The 16,944-nt window shown below is 50.0% G+C and carries 13 protein-coding genes; 5 read left to right on the plus strand and 8 right to left on the minus strand.

Going from position 1 to position 16,944, the window contains the following annotated elements; genetic code table 11:
* Positions 1–163: 163 nt before the first annotated feature.
* Complete coding sequence (locus AOC04_RS03405; protein WP_060691158.1) at positions 164–1,798, minus strand: LA2681 family HEPN domain-containing protein; 1,635 nt, start codon at positions 1,796–1,798, stop codon at positions 164–166.
* A 363-nt stretch (positions 1,799–2,161) separates the two neighbouring features.
* The gene (locus AOC04_RS03410) at positions 2,162–2,950 is read right to left on the minus strand and encodes a nucleotidyltransferase domain-containing protein (RefSeq protein ID WP_060691159.1); all 789 of its coding nucleotides are present in this window, start codon (positions 2,948–2,950) and stop codon (positions 2,162–2,164) included.
* A 188-nt stretch (positions 2,951–3,138) separates the two neighbouring features.
* Between AOC04_RS03410 and AOC04_RS03415 the strand changes: the two genes are divergently transcribed.
* On the plus strand, positions 3,139–4,452 hold the full coding sequence (locus tag AOC04_RS03415; protein WP_060691160.1) for a phospholipase D-like domain-containing protein: 1,314 nt from the start codon (positions 3,139–3,141) through the stop codon (positions 4,450–4,452).
* A gap of 294 nt (positions 4,453–4,746) precedes the next feature.
* Here AOC04_RS03415 and AOC04_RS03420 read toward each other — a convergent pair whose 3' ends face one another.
* Positions 4,747–5,550 carry a hypothetical protein gene (locus tag AOC04_RS03420; RefSeq protein ID WP_060691161.1) on the minus strand — a complete coding sequence of 268 codons (804 nt, stop codon included), beginning with the start codon at positions 5,548–5,550 and terminating at the stop codon, positions 4,747–4,749.
* Between the two features lie 582 nt (positions 5,551–6,132).
* On the opposite strand from AOC04_RS03420, the gene AOC04_RS03425 reads away from it, so the two are divergent.
* Entirely contained in the window at positions 6,133–7,275 is a 1,143-nt protein-coding gene (locus AOC04_RS03425; protein ID WP_060691162.1) for a hypothetical protein, read from the plus strand.
* A 590-nt stretch (positions 7,276–7,865) separates the two neighbouring features.
* Here the strand turns inward: AOC04_RS03425 and AOC04_RS03430 are convergent.
* Both AOC04_RS03430 and AOC04_RS23715 read right to left on the minus strand, forming a co-directional pair.
* Positions 7,866–8,198, minus strand: a complete 333-nt coding sequence (locus tag AOC04_RS03430; protein ID WP_060691163.1) for a hypothetical protein — start codon at positions 8,196–8,198, stop codon at positions 7,866–7,868.
* Between the two features lie 32 nt (positions 8,199–8,230).
* The gene (locus AOC04_RS23715) at positions 8,231–8,890 is read right to left on the minus strand and encodes a hypothetical protein (RefSeq protein WP_125878537.1); all 660 of its coding nucleotides are present in this window, start codon (positions 8,888–8,890) and stop codon (positions 8,231–8,233) included.
* Positions 8,891–9,175: 285 nt separating this feature from the next.
* On the opposite strand from AOC04_RS23715, the gene AOC04_RS03440 reads away from it, so the two are divergent.
* On the plus strand, positions 9,176–9,523 hold the full coding sequence (locus AOC04_RS03440) for a helix-turn-helix domain-containing protein (protein WP_034120722.1): 348 nt from the start codon (positions 9,176–9,178) through the stop codon (positions 9,521–9,523).
* 11 nt (positions 9,524–9,534) lie between these two features.
* On the opposite strand, the gene AOC04_RS03445 is transcribed toward AOC04_RS03440, so the two are convergent.
* From AOC04_RS03445 to AOC04_RS24070, 3 genes are all read right to left on the minus strand, one after another.
* Positions 9,535–9,729, minus strand: coding sequence for a hypothetical protein (locus tag AOC04_RS03445; RefSeq protein ID WP_060691165.1), 195 nt, complete (start codon positions 9,727–9,729; stop codon positions 9,535–9,537).
* A gap of 67 nt (positions 9,730–9,796) precedes the next feature.
* Positions 9,797–10,765, minus strand: coding sequence for a DUF932 domain-containing protein (locus AOC04_RS03450; protein WP_060691166.1), 969 nt, complete (start codon positions 10,763–10,765; stop codon positions 9,797–9,799).
* A gap of 88 nt (positions 10,766–10,853) precedes the next feature.
* Complete coding sequence (locus AOC04_RS24070) at positions 10,854–11,183, minus strand: hypothetical protein (RefSeq protein WP_060691167.1); 330 nt, start codon at positions 11,181–11,183, stop codon at positions 10,854–10,856.
* 333 nt (positions 11,184–11,516) lie between these two features.
* Here AOC04_RS24070 and AOC04_RS03460 point away from each other — a divergent pair, with 333 nt between their 5' ends.
* Positions 11,517–14,180 carry a hypothetical protein gene (locus AOC04_RS03460; protein WP_060691168.1) on the plus strand — a complete coding sequence of 888 codons (2,664 nt, stop codon included), beginning with the start codon at positions 11,517–11,519 and terminating at the stop codon, positions 14,178–14,180.
* Positions 14,177–16,717 (plus strand): hypothetical protein, encoded by a 2,541-nt coding sequence (locus AOC04_RS03465; protein ID WP_171970597.1) that lies wholly within the window; start codon positions 14,177–14,179, stop codon positions 16,715–16,717. Before AOC04_RS03460 ends, AOC04_RS03465 begins: the two co-directional genes overlap by 4 nt.
* The last annotated feature ends 227 nt before the right edge of the window (positions 16,718–16,944 follow it).

Consider the following 16,944-nt stretch of genomic DNA (forward strand, 5'->3'; position numbering starts at 1 on the left):
TTTCAGCCAATTATGACCATCCAACCCACCGGAAAATTGTCACAAACTAGTCAAAAATCACAGCCGGGTGCACCTGTGCGGTGCTCGTGGCACTACCATACATCTACCGCCGAGCCTCTGGCCGGTATCACCTGCGTGGGCGCCCGAAGGGATTGCACGGTTACTAAGGGGCTTGCCAGTCGATTGTGTTAGAAATGTATATGCCGTCAGCTTCTCTATCTCGCTCAGCCTTTTCACGGACACAGAATACAAATGAGAACATTGCCGAGCGGGTTATTTGGAGAAGTTGTTCAAGGTGCCCGACAAACGCAGCCTCTTGAATAAGTTCTATGTCCTTGCTTGCCTCAAACGAGCCGTAGATATCGACCGGCCTCTCTCCTGCGTAAAGCACAACAAATTTGTGCTCGAAGTTGTTTCGCCAGTCTTTGTAGAAAGCAAGCTCGCCGTCCTTATGCTTGTTCAGGTCAGTAGCGAGGCTATAGAGTGCTATTAGCCCCGGCGTTTTTATTGACTCAAATAGTTCGCGCCTATCAGGTTTTTCGAGCCGCCAGAAGTTATGAAAATAAATATCACCGCCCGGATGGACTGAGTAGAGGTCGCAAATGGCAGCCCCGATTTTATCTAGTATTCCGAAACACAGCCTAAATGATGTCCTGAGCTTCTCCACACCCATGCTCAGGAGTTCACCGTTAAAGAGTTCTGAAAAGCAGGACTCGTGTTTGGACTCATTATCCTGAATGTCGTTTTGATGTTCATAGTAAAATAGTCTCGCCAATGAAAATTCTGACTTTAGGCGATTCAGCACCATTTCCATTGCAGGAACAAAATCACCCACAATCCCCGAGGAGCTCGGAATCGTCAGGTTATCTCGAGCACTACCCGTGCACGCACAGTAGAGGCCATGCTCAGAAAGAGAAAGATGCCTCGATAGTACAAACTTTCTGAAGTCCGTAAGCTCGTTGAACTCTGTTTGCGTGTCGTGTAAGTCAAGCGCACGATCATCTGCCTCTATGCCGAGTTGCTCGCAGGTATGATTTATCTTCTTCTCCAAGTGGCAGGCATAGGTTTTATAGTGGGCGCGCCAAGACGGAGGAACCCCATCGCAGTTAGCGGCTTTTTCGTATCCCGACTTAACTTCATGGAGCATCTGCACGGAGTACGAACCCGAAACCTGGTTGAGCATCATCAGGGCTTCTGATCGATTGATCCATGCTTCGGGGATGTCTAACGAAAGGGAGTTGACACGATCATAGAAATCCAAGGATTCACTGAGTCTAAACTGTCGCTTTAGAATATTCCCAAGGTTTACCATTAGCTGAGGAAATATGGGCGAGGTTTTTTTTTGGTGGAACTTCAACGACTTCCACAACAGGGCTTTTATGTCAATCAGTTCTTCAATGGATTTGAATGTGTGCTTGAATGGGTCGCTTTCCTTGATTAGACCCACGCGAGCGTTACTTAGATTGTAATAATATTCACCCTCTCCGGAGACGTCGATAAAGTCCTGTTTATTTTCCTCCATGAGGGTTAACCCTAGATTCGATGACTCCCTATTTATGCTCATACTTCCGACATCAACCAAAAGTCCAGAAATATTGAGCAGCAAGCGAATCCTATATGTATCGTTAGAGACCGCCTTTATGCGCTCCAGCAGTGAAAGTGCTCTAGAGTAACAATCAGAGAACTCCCCGGAACTGAGCAGCTCATATAGCGCGGCCAGTTCTTCCACCATTAATTGTATTTCCAAAGCACAGCTCTGTCTGTCGTCAGTATTACTAATCTCGTAGCTGTCATCCATGATAATTTTCGATACTCTAAGTAGATTGATAATTGGTAGTTTTCAGAGCCTACTAGATCCGGAAAGAAGTTCCAGCTGCGAGTTAGTTGATCTCCGCCTTGCGTGTTCGCTGACACGCCTCTGATATGGGTGACATTTTGAGCCGATACTGTCAACTCTTGGCCGGCTGTCGCCCTTCGCGTGAGACAGCTTTGGGTCCCAAGCAGGCTCTGTTGGGGCCGTCCGCTATGGGTCGATTGCAGCCCTTCACGACAGGCAGTTATCGACCCATAACGGACATCATTATGATACGAAGGCTGACATCGTCGTCTGAGTAGGTAGCCAGATGTGCCTGACCACTACAGAGCGTTCCGACGCAAGCCTTCACCCCCAAGTTTCTTTCAGCACAGAGCGAAACAGTTCGGAAAGTAATGGTTCAACTTCTTTGCGTTCGCTACGGATCGGCTTGATGGTTTCAAGTCGATGCAGTTCACGCTCAATAAATTGCTGGATGGGGATGATCTGGGGCGATAGGCCCATCTCCGGAGACGCGCGCTTAATCACAAGTAAGTCATCAATAGCTTGCTGAAGCTCGGGCTCTCTTTCGATCACACCGCGTAGCTTGTCAAACTCTATGGGGGCGGGCGTATCAAACTGTTCCAGCCACCGCACCGATAACAAGGGGCGCAGTACGTAAAAGTATTTTTTCAGCGGTACCTGAGGGTTCTGCAAATATCCCCTATAGTTGGTTTTTGCCATGCTGCGATAATGGTAGATGCCACTCTCTACCGAATACACGTGCGGCAGTAACTCTTTAGCCCGCTCGTGAAAGGATCCAGAGTGTTCGTAAATGATGGTCGACTGCACCCACTCCACAAAGCCTGGGTTTGACTTCCAGAATAGCCTAAGCGCTTTTCGTAGATCCCAGCCATTGATGTCCATGTCGTCAATGATCGGATACTCGATGACGTCGCGTTGCTCCTCAAGGCCGACCGAGAGATACCACTCAGGTTTATTTACGTAGATGAAGCGTGCGTCGTAGTCGCTGTTGGGAGAGGCAAATCCCCAGGCGCGACTGCCAGACTCAACCGCTAAAAGCATTTTCACGTCATGCTCGTCCTCCGCGCGGCGTAGGCGGCTTCGAACCTCTTCCTGAATAGCCATAGAAACCATGAGCTAACTCTAACTAGATGATATTCGATTGCACGCTACTCATTCGGAGGCGGACTGTCCAGTGGCCGCTTGTGGCCGTTCTCTGCCGATCAAGGTTACAGCGTGTGATGGTCAGCTGCGCCGGCGGTATACTGGAGGTATTCCTATATACCCCGCGCCTCGCGCCCAGGCAGACCAAGGACGGTTGAATGATCCGCATCAGAACCAATTTGGCTCCTCGATGGAATCGGCAGATCCTAGAAGCCACCACGCCTCTGACAGTGCTGTCCCCCTACATCACAAAAAACAGAACGCTTAAGCTCTTGGCCAAGAAGCAAGCAACGTTTTACACACGGTTCGAGGTAAGGGACTTCGTCTGTATGGCGTCAACAATCGCTGCCTTCAAGCTGTTGCTCATCAACAAGTGCACTATTTACGAGGTAAAGGACCTTCATGCGAAAGTCATCATGGACGAGGCTGACTTCGTCACACTCGGCAGCCAGAACCTTACCTTCAGGGGGGCCTCGAAAAATAAGGAGTTGAGTGTTTGTTTCGATAACAGTAAAGCCAATTCTTGTAACCGAGTTCGGAGCGTGGTCAATGATTGGATTGACGACCCGGATCTGGAATTGATCGACTGGGCCAGGGTGTTGCGGATGGAGAAGGATGTTCGCGTAGCCAAAAAGGCTTTCGAAGAATTCAACGAAGCGATGTCCAAGATTCAGGGTGAAGCCGATACCTACCAAGCCAACCGAGTCCAGGTTGCTCGGGATCAGCAGGAACAAGAGAGAGCTGCACGAAAGGCTAAGAACCTAGCTGCAATTGGTGCTGCCGTGCGGTCTGGCGCACCTTCCGGCACGAAATACACCGGAACAGTAAAGCCCTCTGAGGGCTCTGCACGACTGAAATTTGATGCGAAGGTTGACCTGCTCCAGTGGACCAGGAAGAACGGCATCTACCTCCCCCGGATGATTAAGTCGAGCCGTTGCCTATGCGTGCTCAATCAACAGAAGGTCGGCTGGGCAAGGCTTGCGAGCCAACAAATCACGAAATTCGCTCAAAGCATGACCATTGGTGGGATTCTGCCTAAACCGTTCGATCGGGTGGATGTGACACTCTCCGTCACCCTAAAAGATCTTGATCGGGCGCCTTCCGACACGACTCTTGTTGCCATCTTGAAGAACGAGAACGGGACCGAACTGTGCATGGTCCCGGTTCTCTACTCAATCGACGAGATCAGCGTTCTCGACACGCTAGGACCCAAGCGAAAGCCCACGGGTAAAAAGCTCAAACCAATCGATCAGCTCAGAACCGATCTGAAGAGCTGGATTGATAGCAATAGGGCTGACTTTGAAAGCCTACTGAGCCGCCACATCACCAGCACTACCCCTCTGAAGAAACGGCTCGATGGGGTCAACGCGGATGTGTTTTTTGAGGGAATGGATACGGTGGTCGATGTGACAATGGTCTTTAAAGGGCGGAACGGTACAAAGCCCATTCTTGTCGCGACCACCAGAAACTGAAATTCCACACTGGACTGCCCCGCAACCTGCGCAGTTGCCGCTGGCTCATCAGAACCAATTGTCCAATTATCAGGGCCGTGTTGAACTCCCCAAGAATCACCAACAACCCAGGTGTTGGCCATATCCTGACACCAAGTAAGAGCTGATGGGTAATTGCACAGGCTTGCCCACCTATTAGCATCGCATTTGACCAGTACACCGTGTGGGTATGACAGGCAGAGAACGGCCAGTTCCGGTCTTTCGCGACCGGCTACAATCGACCCATAGCTGCCTCTCGCCTATGGCTATAGAGGCTTAGCCACCATCCTTCTTGTATTGGTGTATTTCAATCCAGTCATGCTTGCATGTTGTACAGCGGTAAGCTGAACGATTTTCCATGTCGCTGACAGTTACCCGAGCCCATTCGGCTTGACGAGTATTCAAATTGGTCACGCTGCGTTGCTCACTACGCACACCCATTAGCGTATCGGTTGAGCTTATGCAGCGAACGGTATGCTTACCACAGCTCACGCATTGTTTTGGTACGAACATCCCCCACACATACCAGACAAAAAGCCCGGCGGCTCCGAGTCCCAATGGCCAAAGTGCCGCGAAGCTATTTGGGCGAAAGTAAATAGAAGCAACGCCGGTTGCAACGCCTGCGAGCGACAGCCAGAAAAGGTGAGTGCGGCTGCTCTTTTGTCGCAGTATGTATGATTCACGCAATGAGCCGGCTTGAGCCTGCCCCTCTTTGGCTACGTCAGCCACTGGCATTGCAGTGGAGTTGGAAAGGTCCACGGCTTCTGCATTTACCAGCGCTTCAAAATGAGCATCGATAGCGCACTTGAGCTCCTGAATCAGACTTTTTCCCTCGCCCCAGTCATACGCTTGACCGCAAATTGTATTGATGGTCAATAGAGCCCCGGGGTTGTCAGTGGCTATTGTCAGGTTAATTTGTTGACCAAAGCTCTTCATGCTCCACTTTGAATCACAACTGATAACGCCACCTGCACGGTCTGTGAATTTCAGTTTCATACCTTGGTCGGCTACCGCTTTCAGCGCGGCCGAATACAGTGAGCCAAAATCCTTGTCGACGTAATGAAATGAATCCTTTGCCATAGTTCTACTTCCTAACGGCCACAAGGGTGTGAAGGGTGGCGGCATTATGCTATCACCTTCAGTGGTATGTGAGAGATGGGGGTTCCCATAGATTTGCAAAACCGTACAGGGAATAGCTCACCTGACAGTTTTAGCGAAGACTGCTCCCACGGATGCGACCGACAACCAAGCATGCTCTTCGGCTTCTCTAGCAGGGGGATGATTCATGTCCACAGCAATTTTCTCAGCATCCTGCGGAATGCATGGGGCCGATCCGCTAAAGCTGTCTTCCATGGCTAGATCACACCCGTGCAGAAGGTAAGGTTCCATGATCGAGCCCTGTAAAAGGTTTCGCATACGAGAACTTTTACAGGGCGATTAAGTGTTAGATGCTCTACAAGCCCTAGATTGATGCGCGGACGCCAATTGCTGCGCTTCCAACGCAAGCAAGCAAAGCTTTGAGTCGGGTTTCTTCATTTTATCGCTGGCTTTTCTTTTAATGATCCCTAGCTCTCATGGAAGCGTCGAAGGATGCTTCTCGCGGCTAATAGTGATCATTAGCTGCCCCAATTTCCCATTTCTCTGAAATGGCCAAGAGGATAAGTGCTCTCTCGCAGTTACGCCCTCATTCTCACGATTGATCCCCAAGTGCTGATGCTATATTTTCTAAATAATAACTGGCGTAAGGGGGTTAATGTGGCGGTTTCATTGGTGACGGTTCGCAGGAGGGGATGGGGGCGCTTAGATGAGCATGAGCGTTGGGAGGAGATTAAGTCTGGAGATATGGAATTATTGAAGCAAGCCGTCAGCGTAATTGGGCCTTGGCACTATGTACATGGCGACGTTAAAGTTATTATTGAGTGCGATTTTTCTCCTTTTATTGAAGCGTACAAAATTAATACTAAATCGCTCAATGTTGCGGAGCTAAGTCATACGTTATCCATAGAACAAATCGAATTTGCATTATTTCCAGAATTGGAATTTGTGGTGAAGGTAACTTTGGAGACTGATGAGGATCTCGGTCGGCAACAGTGGTATGTTAGCCATTTTGTTGAGCAGTTCCTGTACGATGTTTTCTTTATCCTAAACATTGCTCGCCCAGGTGTATGCGATTTTCTTGGTGTACGTATCGATGCGGGAAGAGGGCTAGTTACTGAGCTTCGACTTTCAGCAGATTGTTTTGAGTCAGGGTTTAGAAGTTTGCTGGCAGGGGACTCACTCTTCGCGCCTCGAATATTACCTTTGGCAACGGTTGTTTATTGGTATAAGAAACTAAATGTGGGGGTCAGGCAAAGAGCCGAGTCTGGCGTAGAGAAAGCAATTTTTTCAGTCTTGCATATTTGCTGTGGGGCAGATGCAGATGTAGTTTGGGTTATTTGGGCATTTCATGCATTAGAGGCGATATATGGTACAAAGGTAGGAGAAGGTTTCACTAATCTAGTTGAGCGGATCTCAACACTCTTAGAGCTAGATGATCAGGGCAAAGGAATGTTGAAGAAACGCTTGCGTGAAATGTACGACTACCGAAGTGCTTTTGTGCACGGCGGGTACAGAGTGCACCATCCTATGAAAAATGAAGTCATGGATCAAAGCTTACATGAGGATTTCAAAAAGCTTCTTGAAGTATCGCAATTCGGCTTCAATTTAGTTGTTTTGTCATTGCAATCTCTAGTAGAGAATGGTTGGTGCGGACTGAAAATTAAAGAGCAAATGTCTGGCGTGTTGTCAGATGAATTTTCCATGTAGGAGGTTTTGATTTTACACCATGCGTTGGAATTATCTCGCAAGCTGACTGTAACCGCCGAATAAATGCTTCTAATTTCGTAGACACCTTTAAGCCTTAAAATGAGGCTTGTCAGGATGTGCCATGAGCAACCAGCTTTGCCCTGAATAGTTCGAATGCAAGTGGTCAATCAAGTTGACGAAAATAAGCTGTCTGTCGCTGATTTAGCAGTCTGTCTTAGTGTATTGATGCTGAATGATTTTGGACGATTCAGAAGTTGAAGAGAACGCTGTTGGACATACTGGGAATGCGGCAGCTTTTAGAGCTGACGTTGCGGCTAAAGGTTGGCGTGCCGACTCGTCTCAGATGCCCTAAATCATACGGTATGCGGCTGATACCTCTTTGCTTTAATAGTTATGGAAGGAAAGGGCTATTCGAAATGCTCTTGAAATAATAGTTACTAGTAAGTACTGCTCTGTTATTTAATGCAAATTAGAAGAGCCACGAGCGGAGTCATGATCCAGTTGCTATCCAAAAATAAAACTTTTGAGCCTTATGCCTTCCTTAGCAAAGCTAAGGAAGGCATAAGGTTGATTTATACTGGGGAGAGTTTCTATTTCTTGTAGGTGATGGCTAGCGTTGTCGGATAGAATTTAGCTATTTCGTAGTCTGGATTGTAGGTTGCAATGTTGTGAGCTGCAATTGTAAGTCCGGCTGCTACCCCACCAACGATAGTAATTACACCGACTCCAAGGGCTGCTATGCGTCCTGCGGTATACACTCGACATGTGAGTCCTTGGGACTCAATTAGCTTTTCTATAGTTTTCACGGTGTCACCAAAAAAATCAGATTCGATTTCTTTTATTTTGAAAGACTTTTTTTCTACGATCATTGAGGAAATCTCCTCGTTAGATATTTCGCTGGCTGAATAAACACTGATGTCCATTTTATTTCCAGTTGTTAGTGATATTCATAAGTTTAAAATAGGTCTTTGTTGAGACCCAAGAGCATCATATTTTTATCGTAGCAAAGTGGTACTGAATCGCAGTTACCACCTTTTTTATTTACATCCTTTTTATCCACCAGTGGAAGATATTTAGGTAGATCTTGATCTTCGATGTCTTGCCCATCGATCGAACAGTTAAAAACCGCTGTTGCCATGCATACAACCTCCATTTTTTTTATGTCTGCCGAGCGCGATGATGTCTCCTTCTCAGGCTGCGGTTGGAACTGCTGTCCTCCATATCCAGGACCAGTACCCTCTTTATAAGCCACGACACCGCCTGAAGTATCTGTGCCCAAGTACCATCCAGTAGTAACGCCGTAGAGTCCGGCGGGTGCATTCCCCATAAACTCGCCTTGATGTGCGCATGTTCCCGCGCTATCGCAACTGGTAAGTCGAAATCCTGGAACCGCTTTAATGAAGCGATTTCCATTTTGATCTACGTAAGGCCGGTTCACCGATTGATATACGGAGTTTGGAAGAGAACAGTTGAAATGTTTGATCGACAATATAGGAGCGGGGGTCGGTGTCTTATCGCATACGCGAACGTCCACATCCGCAGCGGCTGTGATGGCTACACCTGCCTGTAAAACTACTATTAGCATTGCGTTAATTAGTGAGGTTTTAATATTCATCTTAGTGCTCGGTTTTCTGATTGTGGGTTGGGTTTGCATGGCGCCCAAAAACTACGCTTTAGTGCAGTGTTCAGAGCGGTATTGCCGACGATTTGCTGTTCGGTGGTGCAGCGTGGGGGCTGTGGAACACGGTTTTCTTCTGCGAAGCTGGGCTGTCATGCACGGCGGGCTCCTTGTTTCGGCATAAATAGCTTGGTGCTGGCGAATTATGTCGAGTATCGACATAATTCGCTATTCCTGTCCAGGGGCCAATGCCCAACCATTCCGCTCCAATTGGAGGGCGGTATGTCGGGCACTGAAGAAAGACAACTGGCAGTGGTCGTGGGACGGGCCATTGCCAAGCAACGCAAACGCTGCGGCTTAACTCAAAATGAGGTCGCGGAAAAATTGGGGGTTAGCTTTGACGTTGTGTCGCGTACTGAACGCGGTATCGTCATGCCTGGCATCTCACGACTGATGCAGCTCGCCGCGATTTTTGACTGCGAGACAGCGGAGTTACTAACCGAAACCAGTACCCGCTCTACGGATCAGGCCAGTCGCATGGCTGATCTGATCAGTGATCTCAACCACGCTGAACGGTTGCTTATCATGAGCATGGTTGAGCAGTTGGTTGCGTACATGAAGCAGAAGTAGCTTGATTGAGATCAGGATTGGGCAGTTGCAGTTAATTCGATCCCTGCTTCTGTCGTGATTAGCTCGAATAGCAAACCCGCCAGCAGCACTGCAATCAGGATTGGCCAGGAGCGAGCCATCAGAACTGCTAGTGCTACTGCCAATAGGCAGCTGGCCAGAATGCCGAAAAACATGAAAAGCAGACCGACAAAGCGTATGAAATTCATCGTATTTTCCTTCAGGCGGAAAAATGCCTGAGCGTTGATCGCTCAGGCATGTTGGTCGAAAACAATTTTAGGCAACTAGTCGAAGAGCCGAGTCGAGTGCGCGTTGCTTGATTTGCGCTCCCTGCCCGAACCAAGCTGAGTCCATCCGGTACTCTGAACTCCTGGCACGACGCTCGTGATCGACATACTCAGTTACTGCGTTTAGCAGGCCCCATGCGGTGCCGCGAGCGGACTCCATGTTTGATCCGCGACCTTTGCCCTCGTACAAGTTTTGAACCTTCTCCAACGCTCGTTTGTTGGGTAGTACGTCGGGAATGGGATCATGGGCATGGGTCTCACATAGCACCTCCATAAAAAAGCTCATCGCCTCAGGCCACTGAACTTTGCGTTCGGAGAGCACGCGCATCCGATACATGAATTCGTCCCATTGCGAAACGGCGATACCGACTTGCTTTTTCACAGTCTGCGGATTGAATCGCGTGTTATGTGGGACCTTGATTGCATGGGGGATACCATCCAAAGCAATGCTCAACGTGTTGTTGCAAACCACGCGAACGGTGGTCGGCGTGGCTGTGGTCGCGAGGGTGCCGTCACATGAGGTCGCCAGCAACAAGTAGCCATTAACCTGATCGTTACCCTTCAAGATGGCGTTCTGCCCGGTTCGCGCTAATGCCCAGAACTTACGCCCTCCCTTCAGAACACCTGCCGTTTCCAGCTCATAGCCGGACACTTCAGTCAGGTCTCGATAGAATTCCATCACCTCACGCGGCTGAACAATTTGATAGCGGTTGGAAACTACCGACAGCGGTGCTTTGGTATCGGAGCGGTACAGCACCTTTTGTTCCGGGAATGAGTGAATGCTGCCCATATGGCCGATAGCATCGGCCTTAAAGTGAACCGGGCTTTCCTGGATTTGCCAGTCCATACCGGCCTCACGCTGCCAGATTTCAATAGGTTGTTTTTGCGTCAGTTGACTGCCGAGGCCATGCCACGGAGTCGCACCAACGTAAGCCATTTGTTCGACTTGATGAGCCATGATTACGATTCCTTAGGGTGCGAGCCGGCATAAAGGCCACGCATCGCGTGGCCTTGTCCGGACGTATAAAAAGAGAAGTGGGAAACGGTTAAGCAGGGAGGTTGAAGCGATGCCCACAGATCAGGCAGAGGTTGTGGGCGAGTACATGACGGTCAAGCTTATCGCCCAGTTGAGCGCCTAATGCACAGCCGCCAGCGCCGCCAACAAGCCCGCCGAGAATCGCGCCAGAAACGGCTCCGAGGGTAACTCCCCGTGGGCCGGTAATGGCGGCGACTAGCGCCCCTGCCTGACTGCCAGCAAGTGCGGCGCAGGCGCCACGAGCAGCTCCGCCTAGGGTGCCAATGGCCGCGCCGATTTTCATTGCGTGATGGAAAGAAGCGACTTTGAGGGAATGACAGCGAGGGCACTGCAATGACATGGTTCGAAGCTCCGTGGGGGATGTCAAAGTAGTGATGTGTGGTTGAGAAATTTTCGAATCGGATCTGAGTTTTGAATGAAAGATATGATCCGGGCCTCGGCCAACAACGAAGGCTAGCAAAAAGTCGTTTAGGCCTTGAACAGCCAGGGGCGATTGGCCATTATCTGACTCTGTGCACGACATTCGGATGGTTGGCACGCCTGCCCGCTCCGTTCACGAGCGTTACTCAAGCGGCTTTGCTCAAGGAAGGATCCGTATGGAAATGCTCTTATCTGTAACTTTTATGGTGGTCACTTGACCTTTTCGTAGCCATATATATTTCCTAGGACGTACATGAGCGCATCAGCCGAAAACTCGACTTCGATCGTCATCGATCTCGATCACAGCGATAGCAATACAAAGCTTGAGGTAAATCAGCTCGTTCAGCATCAGAGCTACAGCACGCTTGCGAAGCGCATTAAGACAGATTTAGATAGTGCCAAGAAGCTCCGTCAGCTCCAACACGCCTCTCGAATAGAAAATGAATATCCGTATGGCAGCGGATTGGTTTACTTCATTGATGGTACCCGCGGCGCAGGAAAATCTACGTTCTTGCAAAGCGCCTTTGACGCACTGGGAAATGAAAAGACCGAGCCCAGCGTCAGCCGATTGGCCTATATCGATCCAAGCCGCATTGAACACAGTGAAATCATCCTACTGAGCATCTTAAAAGCCCTTAAAGACCGCATTAAGTGTGCTAAAAACGGCTCTAGCTTGGACCAGGAAAACCTACTCAAACACTTCCGCGAGCAGTTCAAGAAACTAGCAGGAGGGTTAAGCCTTTTTACCCAGAACCACGATCAACTTCAGGATCTAGACCCGGAACTGTTTTTTGAGTGGGGCTTGGAGCGGGCAGGGCACAGTGCGGAGCTGCGCAAAAACCTCCACGCGCTTCTCGATTTGGCCTGCCAGGTTCTAGGCACTGATGCGCTCCTCCTCGCCTTTGACGACGCCGATACCCATGCGCACCACGCGCGTAGCGTGCTCGAATGCATACGTAAGTACCTCGATACTCCACGCCTAGTGGTACTTGTAACCGGCGACATTGAACTGTATTCATTAATGGTCAGGGATCACTTTTATGAGAGCCTAGGCGATGCCAAGCATGGTCAGGCGAAGGAGCGCGCAGACCAGCGTCATAAGATGGTCGATCATCTAGAAGACCAATATCTTCTCAAGCTTTTCCCCATGCACCGTCGTTTGCAATTGCGACCGCTGTGGAATCTTCTTCAATATGATGAAAACCGGTTCCGACTGGCCCATTCTCAATGGGATAAGCAGCTAACTCCAAATGAATTAGTCGGCACTTTGATCCGGCGCGGCCTGCGAATCAAAAATCCGCGTGATCTTGATCTCTATCGAGAGTTCCTACTAAAACAGCCATTGCGCTCGGTGCTTCAAGTGCTGTCTCGATGCGCGCCCTACTATGACCCAGAAGGCCCTGACACATGGAGTCAAAACCTTTCCGAAGCTCTGAGCGAGAGCTTACGTGCGCTAGCTTTGGGCAGCTTGTATAAGTTTGGTGTGGATGTTGACGCCATCGCAGCCCACGAACTACCTGCACTTACCAAGGCCGTGTTTGACTTGGCAATACGTGACGGCGATTTCGACACGGCTGTGTACCTCCGCCCCCAGCCAAGTGACGCTGATCTCAAGAACAGCTTTGCCGCACTTTCCGCGGATGTAACACGTTTATGCGCGGAGAAACCGGCAGCGCTAATCGACTACATGCTGGCTGCACCTGGCAGCGTGGCGCTGTTCGGACGGGTGTTAAGGCGCAAGGGTAAAGAACTCCAGACTGCAGAAGCTCGTCAGACCCTACGCATACAGTTCGAACAATATATGGGCATCGGACGCAAAGAGGACGCCTTGAATTGGGCCCGCCACGCTGTAGCAATTCTCTCTGCACCTCATGGAGCTAACCCGAAAAACCCACTGGTCTACTCCGGCATCATTGGCCTTAACAAAGGCAAGCCTGACCACGCCCCTATTGAGAGCGAATCTGGCTATAGGTCGGCTCTTAGCGTCATCAGAGAATTCAACGAACTACCAGCTTTCGCGCTCAGCCTTGTGGATGTATCGGGAACATCATCTCGGACCTATGCATCGATCTACAATATCCTTGGCCTTATAGCCCGGCTGCTCTCACTTCAACCGAAAGGTGGCCAATACCCTGTACTTAGTGTGTTACCGAAGCCGTTTCCTCCGTTGAGCGTATCCCAACCCCAATGGGAAGCCGACACGGCTGATGAAGAGGAGCTCGAGCAAGATGCGTCTGGGGACGCAGGAAAGCTCACCACACTCGAAACAGCGATCAAACATTGGCTTACCGTAACTGTAGAAACCCGCAAACAGTTGAACCCATCGGCTGTACTGATCGGAAAGATCTGGACCCGCCTGTATTTCAGTCTTGAGAAAGTGTGTGAGGCCAACCGATCGAAGGTCTCCTCTATGTCGACGGGAACGGGAACAGCCAGCCTCATGGAGCTTTTTGCTTTGTGCGTCATCAATGCTGTCTACATCGAGGAGCAGGATCACCATTTAAGTAGCAGTACAAATTCTACTGACAGTAGTTCTGCGTTGGATCGTACTAATCCGCAGACGTCAGCCAAAGCTTTTATTGATAAGTTCAAGGATATCAGTGACTCTCGCAAAGAGCTCCCTCTGACCTACCTCATTGCAACCTGTCCCTTGCTCTTAGGGCTATTGCAGGCAACTCCTAAAGCGAAGGAATTGGTCGATGCTCTTCTGTCCTGTCTCCCTGCTTCATTGGATGCGCATGAAGAATCAAGCGATTCACGGCCTGAAAATTTAGCGCTTCAAGCTAAAGATTTGATGTGCTCTACGAACACTTGGAAAAAAATCAACAAAACATACATTTCCGGTACTAAATGGAAAAATATGCCGACCCAGGACCGTCCTCAAGACAGCTCTGATGAGGAGTCAGTAGGACCTTGAATAACGACATGCGCGAACAGCCTATCTCAGTTCTTGCTCAGATAGGCACTACGCTTCTTTCCAGTAACAAGGTACTTGCCTTGTTGCGGCAGACGCCGTTTCATCAGCCTCTTAGCTTGCGAGAACTACGTGAGGCGGCGTATCTGGGGCATTTACCTTGGTCGGCTCGCTTACCTGATCACGTTTTTGAACATAGCTGGCAATTGCTGGCACAACAGGCTGCTAACAGAGACAGAGCTTGCCTATTGATAAATGCATTGCAGGCAATGAGCAATGAGTTTTTGGAGCACCGGCACGGTGCCTTGTATGTTAGGCAACAGAAGTTTGGTGCTTGGCAGCAAAGTGTTGTCAGTCGCATATCAGGCTTGCCTTTGCTGGCGGCTGCAAAAGCCTCAGTGCTGCCTCACCCACAGCCTGCAATCGAGATGCGGACCCAATGGCCCTGGGAGCCTCCGCAAAGCTGGGCTAGCAAGAATCTGCCTGTCGTCAGCCCATACGACCCTTTTGTAGAAGATTACTTAGGCCGTGAGGGACTGCATGAGACGCATATGCACCTTAATGGGAGCACGCATGCGGAGAATTGTTGGCTGCGGGCACTTCGTACGCCCAAACAGGAAACCAAGGACTTCAGTCTAAAGTGGAACAGCCTCAGCGCGTCCGACGCAGTAGCAGTTCGTGAATTAGCGCGATCCATCGACCCGGACCTCTCGCCTGTTGAATTGCATCGTCAACTAGTCGCAGCCAGCCGCTTGAGAAAGTGGCTGGTGGCGGCAGCGACCGGTACGCTCAGCGCAGAAGTCAAACTTCCCCATGATCTCATTGAGCTGATGGACGACGAAAGCCTACAGAAGGAAGTGCCGGAACCAGTGCCGGCACAATTGCAGCTTTCAGCGAATAGTAGCGCGGCGGACGAGTTGTATTGGATACAACACTTTTTACGCAGGAGCATGAATCATTCTAGCGTAGCGCTCGATCGCATGTTCCACACTTATCTAGTTCTCCAAAACCAGTATTATCGCCTTCTGGTGCAAAGCGAAGAGCAATTTGGTTTCGATCAGTTTCAGAAGTTTACGTACAACCAGTTGCGGGAACCCGCCGAGGAGGACTATTTGCCTCGTTTCTGGGCCATGCATGGCAAAGCGAATAACGTAAGTCGCACTACCTATCTCGAAGGTCGACTGTCACCTAAAAACACATTACGTAAGAACCACAAGCTGCTCAAAGCTGTTTTGGGCGGTTATTGGTGTTACCTAAATAATCAAGATCCTCAGGGGCGTGGAGTAAATCCGTCGCCCGGTAAACTTGGTGAGTTGCTGGAGAGGCTAGAAGAACATTTTCGCAAAACGTCGCCCCTTGATCGCTCGCACCACCGCCTTGCTTTAGTTGTGCATTTCATAAAAAAATCTTGGACGCCCGGCCGAAAGGCAGGTCCGTACCGCTTTTATAAGCAACGTTTGGAGCTTGAACTTACAACTAATGTATTGCTGGAATGCCTAGCTCGCTGGCCCCGCCTGAGAAGCTGGATACGCGGAATCGATGCCGCTGCAAATGAACTACATGCTCCTCCTGAGATATTTTCCAGTTGCTATCGTGTGTGCCAGCGGGCAGGCCTCACTCACCGCACCTATCATGCTGGTGAGGACTTTGCGCACCTTTTGAGTGGGCTTCGCACCATATATGACGCATTGGAGCTTCTTGATCTGCGTGACGGTGACCGCATAGGTCATGGAACAGCGATGGGTATCTCGCCCAAGCTGTGGCTGGAGCGTATGCCGGGTCAGTTGGTGATCAAGAAAGGCGAATGGATGCTGGACTTGCTGGCCGCGTGGCGTCTGCTTCGTACCATACCAAGCGCAGCAGTCGCAGCCGCGCGTGTGGCGGATGATTTGACTAAATGCGCAGGCGAAGTGTTCCGCCGAGAAATGAGCTGTACCTCACTAGAGGCCGTTATGGAACTCCGGCACCTAAACATTCGCTTTGTACAGGCTGCCCTAGAAACAGATTGGTCCCCAGGCATAACTCCGCTAAGTGATCTCTGGCAGAGTGAGGCGCAAAGGGTCATGGATGCTAAACGAAGCCGCCCTCAACACTTAAAGCTGTTGTGGGAATGGCTCAGCGATCGAGATTTGTGGGAGCGAAGTGAGACACTGCAGAGTGTTGACGCGGCTTATTTCGATGAGGCCACCTATCTGCATCTCCAGCAGGCATTAATGCGTGAAGTCGCTCACCGCAATGTGATCATCGAAACACTGCCATCAAGCAATGTGCGCATCAGTCAGTACAACAGTTTTAGTGAGCACCACTCTCTACGCTGGATGCGCGCTCCGGGCTTTGTTCAAGAAGGAGATCCAGAAATTATGGTTTCTCTCGGATCGGACGATCCAGGAATTTTTGCCGGGGATCTGAATGGTGAGTTCTACCAGCTATATGGCGCTCTGCGCAATCACGGCCTAAACGACCGTGCGGCACTGGCGCTCCTAGCCCCAATCAATGAGCGTGGCCGCGCTTATCGTTTCCATGACCCGCTACTGGGCTAAGTATTGGCCAGAGGTGTAGACCGCCCCTTTCTATCGTTCAAAAGGATGAGTATGTTAGGACTTTGGGGGGCAGTCTCCTGGAAGCCACACACGGCATGTGTTGCTCGTGTCTATCGCTTTTATCCGCCGCATCTTCTTGAAGTTTATCTAAGCGCTAGGTTTTCGTTCCGGTTCGGACCCTCAGATCTGATCTAAAAACTTTTTATATAGTTTTCAAAGAGCGTTTT

It is taken from the genome of Pseudomonas versuta (assembly GCF_001294575.1).
Lineage (GTDB): Bacteria > Pseudomonadota > Gammaproteobacteria > Pseudomonadales > Pseudomonadaceae > Aquipseudomonas > Aquipseudomonas versuta.